Annotated in this window: 9 protein-coding genes; 7 read left to right on the forward strand and 2 right to left on the reverse strand. The window is 43.7% G+C overall.

All coding sequences use genetic code 11. The annotated features are described in order from the left end of the window. Nucleotides 1-1,941, reverse strand: a 1,941-nt coding sequence (locus LBQ60_04750) for an efflux RND transporter permease subunit (protein ID MDR2037213.1), incomplete at its 3' end; no start/stop codon positions are given. Then, the gene (locus tag LBQ60_04755; GenBank protein MDR2037214.1) at nucleotides 1,938-3,002 is read right to left on the reverse strand and encodes an efflux RND transporter periplasmic adaptor subunit; all 1,065 of its coding nucleotides are present in this window, start codon (nucleotides 3,000-3,002) and stop codon (nucleotides 1,938-1,940) included. The genes LBQ60_04750 and LBQ60_04755, both read right to left, overlap by 4 nt. A gap of 145 nt (nucleotides 3,003-3,147) precedes the next feature. Here LBQ60_04755 and LBQ60_04760 point away from each other — a divergent pair, with 145 nt between their 5' ends. The 7 genes from LBQ60_04760 to LBQ60_04790 all read left to right on the forward strand — a co-directional run bounded on the left by LBQ60_04760 (nucleotide 3,148) and on the right by LBQ60_04790 (nucleotide 17,444). Next, on the forward strand, nucleotides 3,148-4,056 hold the full coding sequence (locus LBQ60_04760; GenBank protein MDR2037215.1) for a helix-turn-helix domain-containing protein: 909 nt from the start codon (nucleotides 3,148-3,150) through the stop codon (nucleotides 4,054-4,056). A 306-nt stretch (nucleotides 4,057-4,362) separates the two neighbouring features. Further along, nucleotides 4,363-8,451 carry a response regulator gene (locus LBQ60_04765; GenBank protein ID MDR2037216.1) on the forward strand — a complete coding sequence of 1,363 codons (4,089 nt, stop codon included), beginning with the start codon at nucleotides 4,363-4,365 and terminating at the stop codon, nucleotides 8,449-8,451. A 360-nt stretch (nucleotides 8,452-8,811) separates the two neighbouring features. After that, on the forward strand, nucleotides 8,812-10,521 hold the full coding sequence (locus tag LBQ60_04770; protein MDR2037217.1) for a glycoside hydrolase family 55 protein: 1,710 nt from the start codon (nucleotides 8,812-8,814) through the stop codon (nucleotides 10,519-10,521). Nucleotides 10,522-10,561: 40 nt separating this feature from the next. Then, nucleotides 10,562-11,998, forward strand: a complete 1,437-nt coding sequence (locus LBQ60_04775; GenBank protein ID MDR2037218.1) for an alpha-L-fucosidase — start codon at nucleotides 10,562-10,564, stop codon at nucleotides 11,996-11,998. Nucleotides 11,999-12,081: 83 nt separating this feature from the next. After that, the gene (locus tag LBQ60_04780) at nucleotides 12,082-14,034 is read left to right on the forward strand and encodes a glycoside hydrolase family 97 protein (protein ID MDR2037219.1); all 1,953 of its coding nucleotides are present in this window, start codon (nucleotides 12,082-12,084) and stop codon (nucleotides 14,032-14,034) included. Between the two features lie 127 nt (nucleotides 14,035-14,161). Then, nucleotides 14,162-15,754, forward strand: coding sequence for a hypothetical protein (locus tag LBQ60_04785; protein ID MDR2037220.1), 1,593 nt, complete (start codon nucleotides 14,162-14,164; stop codon nucleotides 15,752-15,754). A gap of 145 nt (nucleotides 15,755-15,899) precedes the next feature. Continuing rightward, on the forward strand, nucleotides 15,900-17,444 hold the full coding sequence (locus LBQ60_04790; protein ID MDR2037221.1) for a polysaccharide lyase 6 family protein: 1,545 nt from the start codon (nucleotides 15,900-15,902) through the stop codon (nucleotides 17,442-17,444). The last annotated feature ends 70 nt before the right edge of the window (nucleotides 17,445-17,514 follow it).

Here is a 17,514-nt window from a genome sequence, read left to right on the forward strand (position 1 = left end):
GTCGGGATAATATTCATTGAGATAGTTCTGTATCTCATCCATCGAGGCAACCAATTCCTTAGGCGAGGTATAATCGACTATCAGTTCGCCATAGGAAAGCGAAGGGTCTGCAATGCTCCTGACCAGATTGTAACGGCTGGGGGTCCCTCCTATTGATGTGGTTACGTGTGTTATTTCATCGCGCGCCAGCAGGTAGTCCTCAATGGTTTCCAGATCAGACTTCACACGGGTGCTGTTCACCCCTTCGGGCAGTTTATATTCGATATACAGCTGGTCGTAATCCATGTCGGGAAAGAAACCCTGCGGCAGCAAACGGTAGCAGAACACGCTGATCAGTACCATCACAACACCTATGCTCAGCGAAGTGATGCGGTGCGACAGCACCCACGTCAATATCCTGCGTAATAAACGGTAATATTTATTGTCAAACGGATCTTTATCGATTTTGCTTTCCTTTATTTTCAAGGTCTTGTTGGCATGAATAGGAACCAGGGTCAGTGCCAGTACCCAGCTCAACAGGAGCGAAACGGCAAGTACGATGAAAAGGTCACGTACATAAATTCCAGCTGTGTCGGGCGATAAGAATATCGGGAAAAATGCCAGGATGGCGATCAGCGTAGCGCCCAGCAATGGCATGGCGGTTTTCTGTCCGATGGCAGTGAGCGCCTGCTTTCGCGGAACACCGCGCTGCAGATCGATCTGGATGCCGTCGAGTATGACGATGGCATTGTCGACCAGCATTCCCATAGCCAGCACGAACGATGCTAATGAAACACGTTGCAGGGTACCGTCGAACATATTCAGGATCATTAAAGAGCCGAAAACGGTAACTATCAGGCTTACACCGAGGATAATACCGCTACGGAAACCCATAGTGAACATCAACAACACCACTACGATCAGAACCGACTCAACCAGGTTGACCATGAAAGAATTCAATGCGACATTGACCCTTTCCGGCTGAAAAAATACCTTGTTCACTTCCATACCCACCGGTAGGCGCTCGGTTTCCATGTGTTCAAGCAATTCGTCCGCCTGTTTGCCGATCTTGGTGATGTCGGTTCCGCTCAATGCCGAGATAGAGATCCCCAATGCCCGTTGTTTATCATAACGGAGTTCATTACGGACAGGACTTTCATAACCTGTACTGATCCGTGCGATGTCCCGCAAACGTAACTGGTCGTCCTCATGTCCCTGTAACAACAGGTTGCCGATATCCTCCACAGTTTTATATTTATCATTGACCGAAACGCGGATGCGTACATCGCCGCTTTCGTAATATCCCGAATAAATGGTTTTGTTTTGTCCGTTCAGTGTGGAAAGGACTTCGGCAGGGTGGACGCCAAGGTTTGCCAGTTTGTCTTCATACAGTTCTATATTGATGCATTCGTTCCGTTTACCGTAGATACTGACATTCGAAACGCCTTCAATTTTCTGTACTTCGCGTTTGATCAGATCTGCATATTTTCCGACTTCTTCATCGGTGTATCCTTCGTCATAAGTCAAAGCATACACCATTCCGAAGACATCCCCGAAATCATCCATCACAATGGAGGTGGAAGCTCCTTCGGGAAGACTGCCCTGTACATCACTTACCTTACGGCGCAGCAAATCCCAGCACTGTTCTACTTCATCATTCTGTACAAGGGTCGATAATTCAACGGTGATCATCGACATATCGTTCATCGAACGGCTGGTAACATCATCCACGTTTTTCATCGAACGGATGCTTTTTTCCAGGACATCGCTCACTTCCAATTCTACCTGATGTGCCGATGCTCCCGGATAAAGCGTTACAACGGTGGCCTGCTTCACTTTCAATTCAGGGTCTTCGAGTTTGCTCATACCGTAGTATGAGCCTATTCCGCCGATCACCAGCACGACAACAAGGAAATAAACCAACTTCCGGTTGTCGAGTGCCCAGTTCCCAATATTCATCATAACAAACCTCCCACGTTAGTTGGTGAATCTTCGGGTAGTAATTTAACCTTTTCGTTGTCGGACAAGGAATGAACGCCTGCCGATACGACCCGTTCGCCTGCTTTTAGTCCTTCGGAGATAATAACAGTTCCGTCATTTGGAATTTCGGACAAACGGATATTACGCAGCATCACTTTCTGCTGCCCTTCATCGTAAACCCAAACGGCCGGTTTACCGCCGGTTTCAAACAATGCAGTCAATGGAATAGAAACCATTTCTGCATTTTCAGGTTTGAAAAGAATCGTAACCATGGTCGACATACCGGGTGACGGCATAGGCAAGCCGTCATTACTCCTTAATTTGAGCCGGACGGCATAAAGCTGGTTCAGGTTGGCTTTAGGATTGATGGAGATCAATTCAAGCGGAAAATACCTGTCCGGATATATATCGAAATAACAGGTATATGAATCGAATTTTTCGCGCTGTATATACTCGCTTGCAGGGATGTTGATAACAACCTCTGGCAATTCGGTACTGATCATTGAAAAAACAGGCATGCCGGCACTGACGGTTTCGTCCTTATCGAAATAACGTTTCTGGATATAGCCGTCAAACGGAGCCATCAGTTTCGTGTCTTCCAGTGCGTTTTTATGTGCATTGTATTTAGCGGTGATCTGTTTCAATCCTGATACTGCCTTGTCGTAATCATTTTCCGAGACACTTTGCTTTCCATACAATTGCATGATGCGTTCGGCTTCAGCTTTTACCTGCTTGTATTCAGCTTCGGTAGCAGCAAACTGGATCGCATAATCACGTACATCCATTTCAGCCAGCACATAGCCTTTCCTGACAAACTGCCCTTCTTTTGTGTTGATCCTGGCTACAGGCCCGCTGATGCGGAATGAAAGGTTGATTTCCGACGCTGCTTTTACTTTACCTGGAAATGAAGTTTTTTTATCATCACCATATTTCATTACAGTACTGACTTTTATCGTTTTGATGGTTTCCTTCTGTGCTTTTTCCTGTTTGCATCCGCCAAACAGGAATAATCCTCCTAAAAACAAGAACACTATCTTTTTCATTCTATGTTATCGTTTTAATGAAAATTTCAAATAATTATTGAACAAAGATAGGTGCTATCATCAGTATAAATATATCCATTTTTTCAGATAAAATGTCCTAATCAGGAAATTTTATCCGGCAATAACCTTAAAATAATGTCTATATTTGGAAATAAACTTACCGGATAATAAGATGATATACCAACCGTCAGAAAATAATAACGTTGAACGACTGTCTTTTGTTGAAGACCATGTTTTTTTCGATAGTTTCATGGTGGACGGAAGTGAAAAAGACATACTGGGATTGGAACAATTGCCACGGATCGTAGATGCGGCAGGCTTGTGTATCTGCCTCGAAGGCGAAAGTGAGATCGTGATTGAAGCCCAGAATTACCGGATGCGGAAAGGAGATATGTGCGTGATCTTTCCGAATGATATTTTATATGTGAACAAAAAGAGCAGCGATTTTAAAGGCTATACCATTGCCTGTACGCCCGAATTCCTGGAAAGTGCCAATATTCCTTCCAGAACGCCTCTTTACCTTTATATAAAGGATCATCCGTTTATTTCACTGAACAGGCAGGAACAGAAAGACCTGCTGAAAATGTGCGATTTCCTGAAGAAACACGATTCACGTGAGGGTCATCCGTGCAGGGAAGAGATTTCGAGACATCTCGCATCGGCCATCATTTATGAAGTGATCGGCATTTATGAAAAAGGGGAACCAATCCGCCAGCAACCTTACTCACTGAAAAATAACCTGTATTTCGAATTGATGCAATTGATTGCCCAGAATTATAGGAAACACCGGAACGTCGAATTCTATGCCGGTGAACTGTGTATCACCCCGCGCTATCTCTCGGCTATTTGCAAAGATGTAACAGGCATGACGGCTACGGACTGTATCAACCGGCATGTCATTGTCAATGCGCGTATTTTACTTATCACCACTGAAATGACCATTTTACAGATTTCGGAAGAAATGAACTTTCCTAATCCTTCGTTTTTTACACAATTCTTCAAAAAACACATGAATATGACTCCTAAGGAATACAGGAATCTGAATAAGGCATAAAGATTTTTGCAGGTACTTTTTGGAAAAAACAATCAATTAACTATTTGTTAAAAAATGATGCAGATCCATAGGCCAAATTTAGAATACCCCTTATCCGCCAATCAAAATTCACCTCTTGGTAAATTTGTTTACATCTTTGAAAAAATCATCGATTTCTAAAAGAATAATTGGCTCCAAATTGATTATAAAAAAGCTGTTTTTATTTTTTAGAGAACAATTGTAAAAATATATAGTATATTTGTTTCTATTATGAAAAAACCACCCATATAAAGGGTGTTATGTTTTATTGGGGGAATAAATGAGTCAATGCTAAAAAAACCGGTTGTATTTTTCATTATCTTATTGTGTCCTTACTTTGTCTTTTCGCAAAGAGATAAGGTACAATTTGAGCATCTTTCCGTAAAAGATGGATTATCACAACTTTCTGTGGTTTCCTTATTTCAGGATTCGCAGGGATTCATGTGGTTTGGTACACGCAATGGATTAAATAAATACGACGGCTACAATTTCCATATCTTCCGGGAGTCGGACCAGGATAATTATATCAGCAACGGCCATATCGAATGTATGGCAGAAGATCAGAAAAAACGTTTATGGGTAGGTACCCGCCGGGGATTGAACCGGTATGATACAGACTCCTGTCATTTCATCCAATACTATCGTACTGAAAATGATTCAAGCATCAGCGATAACAATGTTATCTGTATGTTGAAAGATTACAGGGGAACATTATGGTTAGGAACGGCACGTGGACTCAATCGTTATCTTCCTGCTACGGATAATTTCGAACGTTGCACTTTCAAAGGACTATCTCCGGATCTAACCATTTATGCATTGGCGGAAGACCATGATGAAAACCTTTGGATAGGAACGTCCAACGGTTTATTTGTTTATAATTCCCATACAAAGGAAATACAGGTATATAAGCATGATCCTTTGAACAACCGCAGTATTGCACACGACAGAATATCTGCTTTGTTTTGCGACTCAAAAGGAAGAATTTGGGTGGGATTTCATCAACAAAGTTTATGTTTATATAATACTGAAAACAACGACTTTAAATATTTCGGCAAAAATGATGGATTGAATGAAAATATTCGTTGTATTGAAGAAGATAAGGAAAATAATATATTAGTCGGCACATTTGACGGTCTCAGCTTCTACGATGAACGCAACAAACGGTTTACCTCCGCCTACAACAGTGGTAATAATGATATGGTACCGATGAGTAATTTCTCTGTTTACGATGTCCTATGTGATCGTGCAGGAACGGTATGGGTAGGAACCTATTCCGGTGGTGTCAGTTATTACAGTGCATACAACCAACGTTTCCGGTTTCACGATCCCGGAATGCAGGGAAAAATGCTTTTCGGGATTATCGGTCCGACTGTGGAACATACCACTGGAATGTGGATTGGTACAGAAGGCGGCGGATTACTTTTCTTCGACAGAAATGATGGTTCATATACTTATTTCCGTCTTCCGGCTGCTTCTCAACGAGCATTTAGCCGAAATATCGTCAAATCGCTGCTCATTGATGGCGATTACTTATGGGTAGGATCAACCCATAATACCATCTATCGGTTCGATATACAAAAACGACGGTTCGACCAATCCATTTCCCCGTCATGGGGAAATATACAATATACCATGTTAAGAGATGATAATAAGAACTTATGGATAGGAGCCAGTGGTGGGAATGCGTTGGGATATTTGAGTGACGACGGCCAACAGACACATCCGCTTCCATTGAAGAATGGACAGGTGTTCAATCCCTCTAATGTCCGGTGCATGTTGGAAGATAGCACAGGTCTATTTTATATAGGTTCTTCCAGTACCGGATTATATTTTTACAACAGCCACACAAAAACGCAAAAAAGGTATTCTCACCGTGCTAATGATGACACTAGTTTAGCTTCCGACAGGATTACTTCGATTTGCAAAACAAAAGATAACCGGATATTATGGATAAGTACACATGGAGGTGGTATAAGCCGGTTAAACATGGCTACGGGCCAGTTTGATAATTATGATAAACGCCACGGACTTGCTTCCAATACAGTATATGCTATAGTAGAAGACCGCGACGGCAAACTATGGCTGAGTACAGCTGCAGGGATTTCCCGGTTCGATCCCGCTACAAAAACATTTTCCAATTATGATAAAAATAATGGTATCCAAATATCGGAATTTACCCCGGGTTCGGGAGTTGTAACTTCGGATAATGAGGTATTTTTTGGTGGAAATAACGGCTTTGTTTCTTTTTATCCGCATCAGATAAAAATCAACAATTATGTTCCGCCTGTTTACATCACAAAAGTATTGGTCAACAATCAGGCATTGGGGGATCATGTTTTGGGAAATCCACTTAAACTCAACTACAAACAATCCAACATTACTGTAGAATTCAGTGCCCTGAACTATATTTACCCCGATCTGAACAAATATGCCTATAAACTGGAAGGATTCGACAAACAATGGAACGAGGTAGGAAATCGCCGTACTGCATATTACACAAACATACAACCCGGCAGTTATACTTTTCATGTAAAAGGTTCTAATAACGACGGCCTTTGGAATGAGCAGGGCGCCGTTTTGTCCGTAAGCATCAGTCCCCCGCCCTGGAATACATGGTGGGCATGGTTCATTTATGTATCGATCGTGGCAACGGGAATATTTCTAGTCGTGCGATCTTCGCGGATCAGGACACAATTACGGAACAATATCCGTATCAAACAAATCGAACAGGAAAATATGGAGGAACTACACCAAACCAAAATTAAACTGTTCACCAATTTTTCGCACGAATTACGTACTCCGCTTACGCTGATTTTGACGCCGTTGGAAGATATCCTGCAAAACAACGGACTTTCTCCCAAACTGCATGATGCATTACGGCTAATGCACAAAAATGCCAACCGTCTGCTTTACACGGTAAGTCAATTGATGGATTTCCGCAAAAAAGAATCCGGGCATCTACAGCTGAAAGCAGCAAAAGGCAATATTGTGAAATTCACCAACGAAATATTCATTGCTTTCAATGAACTGGCGCATTCACGGAATATTGATTTCAGTTTCGTATGTGGGATAGAAAACCAGCAACTCTGGTACGACCGGGATTTGCTGGAAAAAGTATTATTCAACCTATTGTCCAATGCCTTTAAAAACACCCCTAATGGAGGAAAAATCGTATTTACGCTTTCATTAGTAAAAATAAATTCGTTAAAGAGGAATTTTGGCCCGAAAGTCGATCAACTTCCTGTATTGGACGATTTTGTCTTGATATCCGTCAGTGATACCGGAACGGGCATTCCCGATGCAGAGTTGGAAAAGATCTTTAACCCCTTCTATCAGGTACATCAAAAAGGAATACCCCAGCCATTCGGCACGGGCATCGGGCTAAATCTCAGCAAAGGCGTGATAGACCTGCATCATGGAGCAATTTGGGCAGCCAATGTCCCCGATTCAGGTGCCATATTCCGTATTGTATTACCGGTTGGAAAATCGCATCTGAAGGAAAGCGATCTGGAACCTGATTTCAAAAATAGTGAAGATTCGAGCCATTATTCGATTGCCGACACACTCGATACGGCATTACCCTCAAATACGGAAATGCCTGATGAAAAACCCGCTCACTCCGTATTAATTGTGGAGGACAATGCGGATGTACGGCATTATATACATTCACATCTCGGCAAATATTATATTACTTACGAAGCTGAAAATGGAAAAGATGCTTTCGATATCGCTGTGGAGCAACTACCCGACCTGATCGTCAGCGACATTATGATGCCTGTAATGGACGGAATAGAATTGTGTCATCGGTTGAAAAACGATTTGCGGACAGGTCATATTCCGGTGATCCTGCTTACGGCACGGGTAACGGTAATGCAGGTACAGGAAGGCTTCGAAATAGGCGCAGATGATTACATCACCAAACCGTTTAATGCCGGACTGCTGGTAACGCGTATCAAAAACCTGATCGCTTCTCGGGAACGGTTGCGGGAATTGTTCGGACAAAAGTCATCTTTTGCTTTTCCCGAATTACCCACCTCGTCGGTCGACAGCCGTTTCATGGATTCGGTATACAAATACATCAACGACCATCTTGCCGATCCGGATCTGAACATGGACGATTTCTGCAAAGAAATCGGGATGAGCCGGTCAAACTTCTACCGCAAGATAAAGACCCTTTCCGATTTAACTTCTAATGAGTTGATCCGTAATACCCGTTTGCAGTTTGCTGCGAAATATATCAGGGAAACAGATATGTCCATTTCTGAAATTGCTTATAATGTGGGATTTTCAAGCCCATCTTATTTTACAAAAACATTCAGGACATATTTCAAAATGGCGCCAAGTGAAATGAAAGAAGGAAAGGATCAGGCTCAATAAAGTTTATTTCTGTGAAACAACACTGACCCAATCGAAATTTCAACCCATTTGAAAACAGATTAAAACAAATGGCTGATTGACAACACAAACGCTACCATCGTTCAAAAAACTGCTTCAAAAGCGAGTAAAGAAAAACGATGAGTTTTTAGAGATTCCTCTAACGGATTACATTGATCTTTCACTATTTTGTTACATGAAAACCGTATTGTTCGTTTTTCCATATCCTCATCTGATGATTTCATAACATGTAGATTAATAAAATATTAAGAATATTGACACAATTTTACAAGCATTCGGGACAAAAATGATATGTATGTTGGAATAAATCATATTGATTTGTATCATCAAAAAGCCAGAATCATGAGACATCTTGTGTCATTTATCTTTTTATTCCTGATTTATCCGGGTGTTTGTTTTTCCCAATATCCTGTTCAGAGCAGCCTGGTTTACCCGGATGCTGATGGGAAACTTGTATATCAACCTTACACGGATAAAGGCGATATTCTGCCCGACTTTTCGTGGTGCGGGTACATGGGCGGAGGAGTGGACCTTCCCGAGTTCCCTGTGGTGGCAACCGTCAAATGGAACAACCGTGAGGATGATACCCCCTACATACAGGCAGTGATCGACTCGGTAGCGAAATTGAAAACAAATCATAATGGTTTACGGGGAGCTATCCTGATAAAGAAAGGGATATACCGCATTGCCTCGCCTTTACGGGTAACAACAAGCGGAATAGTCCTGCGTGGAGAAGGAAATGATAAATATGAAGGGACAATACTTTTGGCCACCGGACGCTATAAGTATAATGTGATAGAGATCGGTACCAATGCCCGTATGCAACTGGTCGCAGGATCGGAACGACAAATCACTGATGATTATGTACCGTCGGGAACCCGTATTTTACATGTAAAAGGAGCATCAAAAGCTTTTAAGTCCGGTGACAAAGTATTGGTAAATCGTCCGAGTAATGCGGCATGGATACGTGCCATTGATATGGATTCCATACCTCCCCGTCCGCTTGCCGGCGAAAGTACCCATGATTCTTTTCGACGCCTGCGCGAAGGAAAGGGCAAGGCGAACATGAACGGCACAGTGCAATGGAAACCGGGATCGAAGGATCTGAGGTTCGAACGTACCATTGTTTCGATAACCGGCGATGCCATCACATTAAACATTCCATTGACCAATGCTTTACAGAAAGAGTATGGTGGCGGTACCATTACCAGGTATGAATATCCAGGACGGATCTCCCAATGTGGCGTGGAATACCTTTATGGGATGTCGGTATACGATGAAAACATCAAACAGGAAAACAGGCATATCGGCTTGTATTGCTGCGATGAGAAACATGCTAATACTTTTATCGCGGTGAGAGCTGCGGAAAATACCTGGGTGAAGAAAGTAAACGTAGATCATTTTGATTGTTGTGTTTCCACTTCTCCGTCAGCTATATTTTTTACCGGACAGGACCTTTCGGCAACCAACCCCGTATCGGTTATTACAGGAGGAAGGCGTTATGCGTATTCCGTATCAGGACAGATGAACCTGTTCGAACGTTGTTATGCCGGCTATCACCGGCACGAATTTGTCCTGGGTTCAACGGTTGCTGGCCCCAATGCCTTTGTGGACGGTCTTGGCGATATGAATTTTGCATCCAGTGAACCGCATCATCGTTGGGCCGCAGGATGTTTGTACGACAATATCACCATCAAAGGCCCTGAAGGTTCATTACTGGCTGTCAATCGCGGATGGTACGGTTCAGGACATGGATGGGCGGGTGCTCAGATTGTTTTCTGGAACTGTAGCGCACCGGTAATCATGGTGATGCAACCGCCTACGGCGCAAAATTTTGCCATCGGCAACAACGGATCGATCAATGACCAGGATGCCGGAAACGCCCGCCGGAAGACCATCAATGCCATTAATGGAGTGTCACGCAGCAACTTTGAAGATAAAGGTGTACCAGCTGTTGGTGACGGATGGATAGAACATCCTGATAAGAAGGTTGGAATCAAAAGCCTTTACTATGCCCAGTTGAAAGACAGGAAAGGAACCGTTAAAAATTAAACGTTAAGAATTATTCAATCATCAATCAAAATAACCAATCATGAATTCAAAAATCTTAATATTACTCTTTCTCTTGTCCTTACAGGGAATGTTATATGCACAGACTCCCGAACAGGCGGCACATGACAATAAAATGGGATGGTGGCGTGAAGCGAAATTCGGGATGTTTATTCACTGGGGACCATATTCTTTATACGGAGGGGTCTATAATGGTTTCAACCAGCACCGCGGAGGTGCCGAATGGATCATGAACCGGTGTAAGATACCTGTTGCGGAATACCGCGCTAAGGCAAGTACATTCAATCCCGTGAAATTCGATGCAGATGCTGTTGTTCGCCTGGCTAAAGAAACAGGAATGAAATATATCGTGTTCACTACGAAACATCACGACGGCTTTGCCATGTTCAAAAGCAATGCAAGTGAATTTAATATCGTTGATTATACACCCTATAAAAAGGATATCGTAGCTGCACTGGCCGATGCATGCAGAAAACACGATATGAAACTTGGTTTTTATTATTCGCAATCACAGGACTGGTGTAATGCTGGCGGTGCAACTGCCCGTAAACTGATGTGGGAAGGCTGGCCAAATCCGGATTCCGTACGTATCAATAAATATACGGCAGCTAACAAGGGCGCCTGGGACTGTCTCCAGTTGGATGCTACCTTCGAGGAATATTTCTATCGGGTATCTCTTCCCCAGGTAAAAGAACTTTTGAGCAATTATGGCGATGTGTCCGTCATCTGGTGGGATACTCCCATGTCCATATCCGATAAACTGGCCGGAGAACTGAAAGCCGAACTAAGTAAATACCCCCAGATCATCACCAACGACCGTCTGAAACGACCGAATTTTCCCGGTGATTATAAAACCCCCGAAGGAAGAGTTCCCAAAGCTGCAGATATTGAAGGAGTGGACTGGGAAACCTGTATGAATATTGGTGGTTCATGGGGCTATAAAAGTTGGGACAAGAGTTGGAAATCATCCGAAATGCTGATCCGGAACCTGATCACTATTGCTGCAAGAGGCGGTAATTACCTGTTGAATATAGGTCCGGACCCGGAAGGAGTGGTTCCTGAAGAAGCTGTTTCCCGGTTGAAAGATATGGGACAGTGGATGAAAACAAACGGAGAAGCCATTTATGGTACGCAAAGAAGCCTGCATACCCCTGTATGGGGCGAGTGTACCCGTAAAGACGGAAAAAGCAGCACAACATTATATCTCTGCGTGTTTGATTGGCCAACTGACGGAAAACTTGTTTTCGATGCGTCATACAGGATAAAAAATGCCAGTATGTTGCATGATGGCAGCAAACTTACCGCAAAAAAAACCAAAGAAGGTATTGTGATCGATATACCTAAACAGGCTCCGGATCAGATCGCATCGGTAATAAAACTGGAATTAAGCCAGAAATTACCGGTTATAACCGTTCAATCAAATACTGCCAAATATTTTGAAATCGTGGATGAAAAATAGATATAGTTGTCATTGTCACTATATAGAAAACCGTCACTATATCTATTACCGGCCACCTATAGAACAAAAAAAATATCCTGAAAATGAGAAGATTATCATTGATCACCCTGTGTTTGCTGTGTATATTAAGCGCCTGCAATCAACCTAAAGAATGGGTATTGTCATCGCCTGACAATAATCTGAATATCACCGTTAAAAATGAAGTCGTGCCAAACAATAAAACGACAACACAACTTTTTTATCATATAACTTACAAAGGTAAAGAAGTTGTTTTGTTGTCGCCATTAGGCATCGACAGGGAAGACGAGCAGTTTACCGAAAACCTGAGGTTCGTATCTGCAACGCCTGAAAAACTGATCGATGAAAAATATACTTTGAAATCAGGAAAACAACTGGAATGCCGCAATCATGCCAATGAAACGGTCCTTAATTTTGAAAACCGGAATAATGCTCCGGTACAGTTGATTGTCAGGACCTATAACGACGGTATTGCTTTTCGGTACCATTTTCCCGGAAAGGATAATATTCCTTACAAAATAATAAAAGAACACACCGGGTTCGCAATGCCTCTAAATGGTAAAGCATGGATACATCCTTATGACTGGAATGACCGCCATAAACCAAGCTATGAACAATACTGCAAGAACGAAATCGCAATAGGCACAGTTTCTCCAAACGGGAAAGGCTGGGCATATCCGATGTTGTTTCAGGTGAATGATGTCTGGACAATGATCACGGAAGCTGTGCTTGACGGAACGTATTGCGGCACACATATCCGCAATACGGGAGACGGTTTGTATACCGTTTGTTTCGCTGAAAAGGACGAAGTGGTGATTACCGATGATCCTGAACCGGTCAATACATTACCGTGGGCTACACCCTGGCGGGTGATCGTTGTAAGTGACGGATTACAGGGTATTATAGGAACACATATCGTACAAAATCTGAATCCTGCCAGTAAGATCAATGACCCTTCATGGATACAGCCGGGTCGTTCAAGCTGGAGCTGGTGGTCAGACGGTGGTTCTCCACGCAGCTTCAAAAAACAGATACAATATATCGACTTTACGGCAGACATGGGTTGGGAATACACATTGATCGATGCCGGCTGGCCCCATATGGAAGGAGGAACGATCGGGGAACTGGTGGAATATGCCAACAAAAAAGGGGTAGGCGTATGGTTGTGGTATCACTCCGGAGCTGGCCGTGAGAATGACAGTATCGGCCCGTACAACCTGATGGCTTCTCCCGAAGCGCGTAAAGCCGAATTCAAATATTTGCAAAAATTAGGTGTCAAAGGAATCAAAGTTGATTTTTTTGATACCGACAAACAGCGGATTGTCAAACGTTATGAAGAAATATTATCCGACGCTGCTGCACACCATATCATGGTGAATTTCCACGGAGCCTCTTTACCACGTGGACTGGAACGTACCTGGCCTAACCTGATGACTACCGAAGCGATCAAGGGAGCCGAAGGTTTCGGGCGGCAACCTGCATGCAACAATGCTCCATGGCATAATACGACCGTACCTTTTACCCGTAATGTGGTAGGATCGATGGATTACACACCATGTACTTTCTCCAATAAAATACGGCAAGGCGTCGAAGCATTTCAGGTTACCACCTGGGGACACCAGTTGGCGCTTGCAGTAGTTTTCGAATCGGGCGTACAGAATTTTGCCGATAAAGCCGAATCATATATGGCCCTTCCTGATGCGCCTAAAGAATTCATGAAAAAAGTACCTGTTGCATGGGATGAAACAAAACTGGCAGCCGGCTATCCCGGAGATTTTGTTGTTATGGCAAGACGTAAAGGAAATACATGGTATATCGGGGGCATCAACGGTAAAAACGAAGCCCGTACCATCGAGTTTGAGTTGCCTTTTGTTCCTGCCGGTAAGGATATACAACTGATTACAGACGGTACCGACATGAAGAAATTTGCAAATGCCAAAGCGGTAACCGGTGAAAAAGTCTCTGTGAAGGTATTACCTTATGGTGGATTTGCGGGAACGGTGATTGGTGACAAGTAAAAGACTATCGGAAATCCGAAACCCGAAATTTTGAATTTTAAACCTAAAGAGTTCACTAAAGGTAACAGCTCAACAAAGTGAATTTTGAATATTGATTTTTAAATATTGATTTTTTTAAATCCTGAATATGAAACATATATGGATCATCCTTTTCCTGTGCAGCCTGCCAATATCCTGTGTATTGGCCGATATGCCGGGTAACAGAGCAAAAAGCGAATGGATCTATCCCGGTCCTGACGAAAAACTGATATATAAGAAAGATACTAAAGGCAACCGCATCATGGACTTTTCCCATGCGGGTTACATGGGAGGCGGAGTGACACTCCCGGATATTCCGGTAAAAGTTACGGTACAGCCGCTTACCGATCCGAAAGCCGATTGTACGGAGCTGATCCAGAAAGCCATTGATGAGGTTTCGGCAATGCCATTGGACGATAAAGGTTTTCGGGGAGCCGTATTGTTGATGCCCGGTGTTTATCCGTGCGATAAGACAATTACGATCTCTGCCGACGGCGTGGTGCTTCGTGGAAGCGGAAAAACCGAAAATGGCAGTATTATTTCCATGTCAGGCCAGAAACATACAGCCATTATCCTGTCAAACAAAGTACGTCAACGTTCGGGCAACCGGTTGGGTAATGCTGTCAATGGGGAAAAAACAGTTAAAATCACCGAAAAATACATTCCTGCCGGAAGCAACAGTTTCACAGTGGCGGAAGCCTCAGGATTCAAGGCCGGGGACAATGTGGAAATACGGAAGCCGGTCACTGAAAAGTGGATCAAATTTATGCAAATGGACGACATGGAACGCAATGGCTCCAAACAAACATGGATCAAGCCCGGTACATTACTGATCGCCGAACGCCGCATCGCATCTGTCAACGGGAATAAAATAACCCTGGATGTGCCGTTGGTCGATTCATATGATGCAGAATATACGGATGACAGGATAACAATGGTACTGGCCGATGAAGTAAAACGGCTGAAACAGGCTGGAGTGGAAAATCTACGGATCGAATCTCCTCCACAGGCGGTTAACCATTCGGTGGCGCTATATTACGCCATCCGACTGAATGGTGAAGATTGTTGGTTGCGCGACCTGGATCTGATGGAAACAATGGAAAGCGTAGGACTTGGCGGACGCCGTATTACGGTTCAAAGGGTAACCGTGGTGCGTAAAGCCCTGCATCAGGGGTCTTCCAAACCAGCCGAATTTGCACCGAATGCAGGTCAGGTTTTACTTGACCGGTGCTCGGTAGAAGGGGACAATATATGGTTCGTGGCTTTAGGTGCCGGACAAACCGGTCCGATTGTTTTCCTGAACTGCCATTTCAAAGGGAATGGCCGCATCGAGGGACATCAGCGCTGGAGTACCGGCTTATTACTGGACAATTGCAGCGCTCCGGACGGAGGAATAGACTTCAAGAACCGTGGTAGCATGGGATCAGGTCACGGTTGGGGTACAGCTTGGAGTGTTGCCTGGAATTGTGAAGCCAAAAATTATGTCAATCAGATACCTCCGGGTACCTACAACTGGGTGATCGGCAGCAAGGGTAAAAGTACTCCCCTACCCCGCCCCTGGTCGGGTCCAAACCTGCCCGAAGGAATTTTCGATTCACCTGGTGTAAATGTATTACCACAGAGCCTTTATCTCACGCAACTTACTGAACGGCTCGGCATCACAGCATTGAAGAACATTGGATACAGTTCTTCCGACATCTGATTGGTATGCATACATTCAAATAGTTAACCGGCGTCAAATCCGGAACAAAATATCATTTTTATAAAAAACAAAAAAGTATCATTGATTTCGTCAGATTCTGTAGTCATTATGCCTGATAATCATAAAATAACAAATATATAAACATATGACCAAAAAACTATCCCTTATATTACTCTGCTTTCAGATGATGGGTATGCTTCATGCCCGCGATTATCTCTTTTCGCCAGACCAGGTTGCCCAAATCAAGCAACTTCTCGGCAGTGGCGAATTGCAGCCCGGCGACCAGGTCATTCTTCAGGATGGGACGTATACCGGTTGGGATCAATTCAATTTTTATGCGCATGGAACATCTGATTCACCGGTAACGTTTAAAGCCCAAAATCCCGGCAAGGTGATTTTTTCGGGTGCTATGGGACTGCGGCTCTATGGTGAATACCTTCTTTTGGACGGTTTTGTCTTCCGGGAAGCATGGGCGGTTAAAAGCACCCTGATCGATTTCCGTAAGGAAGCAGGTACCTGTGCCTACTATTCGCGTATAACCAATTGCGTGATCGACAACTGCAACGACCAGTCAAAAGACCGGGTCAGATCAAACGAAAACTGGATCGTCCTGCACGGCACACACAATCGCGTGGACCATTGTTATTTTTCCCGTAAAGATGTTGCAGGTATTGTCATTCAGATCTGGTTGGATGCGAATGGTGAAAGCTACAACAATTATCACCGCATCGATCACAATTTCTTCGGCGAACGAGCCCCTTTAGGCGGTAATGGGGCGGAAATATTCCGTATCGGGCATTCATGGTCATCGCAATTCCCGTCGTGCTCAATTATTGAAGACAATGTGTTCTACCATTGTGACGGCGAGAACGAAACCATTTCAGTGAAATCCTGCCGGAACATTGTCCGGAGGAATTTATTCTATGAAAACCGGGGTAGTATCACCCTCAGGCATGGACACGACAACCTGATCGAATCGAACGTATTCATTGGCAACAATCTAAAAAACACCATGGGAATCCGGGTTATCAACCAGGGGCATAAAGTCTATAATAATTACCTGCAGGACATCACCGGAAAAGGTAGCGATGCTGCTCTTGTGGTGCGTATGGGCGTATATGAAAAGCCAACGCCCGAAACCGATCTCAAAAAAGAACCGCTTGTATCTTACCATCGTGTAGTTGATGTAGATATTGCCTACAATACATTCATTAACTGCGCACTGATCGAATTCGGACAGGGTAGCGGCGATAAGGAACCCCGTAATGTACGGTTTGCCAATAACCTGGTATACAGTCCGGATGTCAATACCAACATCAAGGTGTCCAATCCGGCGGCTTTTCCCGGGATCAAATGTTCCAATAATTATGTAAGGTTTAAAGACGGAACAGATTTCAGGATGGACGGTTTTACGCAGTTACCATTTACTTTCGAAAAACCGGCGACGGGTGCATCCAAGGGTATTTACCGGTTGCGCAACGAGGTAAAAGCAGAGCTGTCCGGCGGATTCAACTATCTCAGCACAGATGCTACCGGATCACCCCGCACCAACAACACAACGCCCGGAGCAGTGCAATTTTCCAGTCAGGGCAAGCGGTTCAATATCGTCAGTTTTGATGATTGCGGCCCCGGTTGGTACGAACCCTTGAAAAAGGATCTTGAAGATATCACACATAAAACAACATTTTGATTTTTTATACCTATGTCCAAATATTTACTTATTGATTCCTCAGAGCAGGCAAATATGAACCGAGCCATAT

It is taken from the genome of Bacteroidales bacterium (assembly GCA_031275285.1).
In the GTDB taxonomy this organism is placed as follows: Bacteria; Bacteroidota; Bacteroidia; order Bacteroidales; family UBA4181; genus JAIRLS01.

What these genes read in the sequence shown, in the direction of transcription:
- LBQ60_04755 (MDR2037214.1), bottom strand. Translation starts at nt 3,002, where the DNA reads ATGAAAAAGATAGTGTTCTTGTTTTTAGGAGGATTATTCCTGTTTGGC.
- LBQ60_04765 (MDR2037216.1), top strand. Translation starts at nt 4,363, where the DNA reads ATGCTAAAAAAACCGGTTGTATTTTTCATTATCTTATTGTGTCCTTAC.
- LBQ60_04770 (MDR2037217.1), top strand. Translation starts at nt 8,812, where the DNA reads ATGAGACATCTTGTGTCATTTATCTTTTTATTCCTGATTTATCCGGGT.
- LBQ60_04775 (MDR2037218.1), top strand. Translation starts at nt 10,562, where the DNA reads ATGAATTCAAAAATCTTAATATTACTCTTTCTCTTGTCCTTACAGGGA.
- LBQ60_04780 (MDR2037219.1), top strand. Translation starts at nt 12,082, where the DNA reads ATGAGAAGATTATCATTGATCACCCTGTGTTTGCTGTGTATATTAAGC.
- LBQ60_04785 (MDR2037220.1), top strand. Translation starts at nt 14,162, where the DNA reads ATGAAACATATATGGATCATCCTTTTCCTGTGCAGCCTGCCAATATCC.
- LBQ60_04790 (MDR2037221.1), top strand. Translation starts at nt 15,900, where the DNA reads ATGACCAAAAAACTATCCCTTATATTACTCTGCTTTCAGATGATGGGT.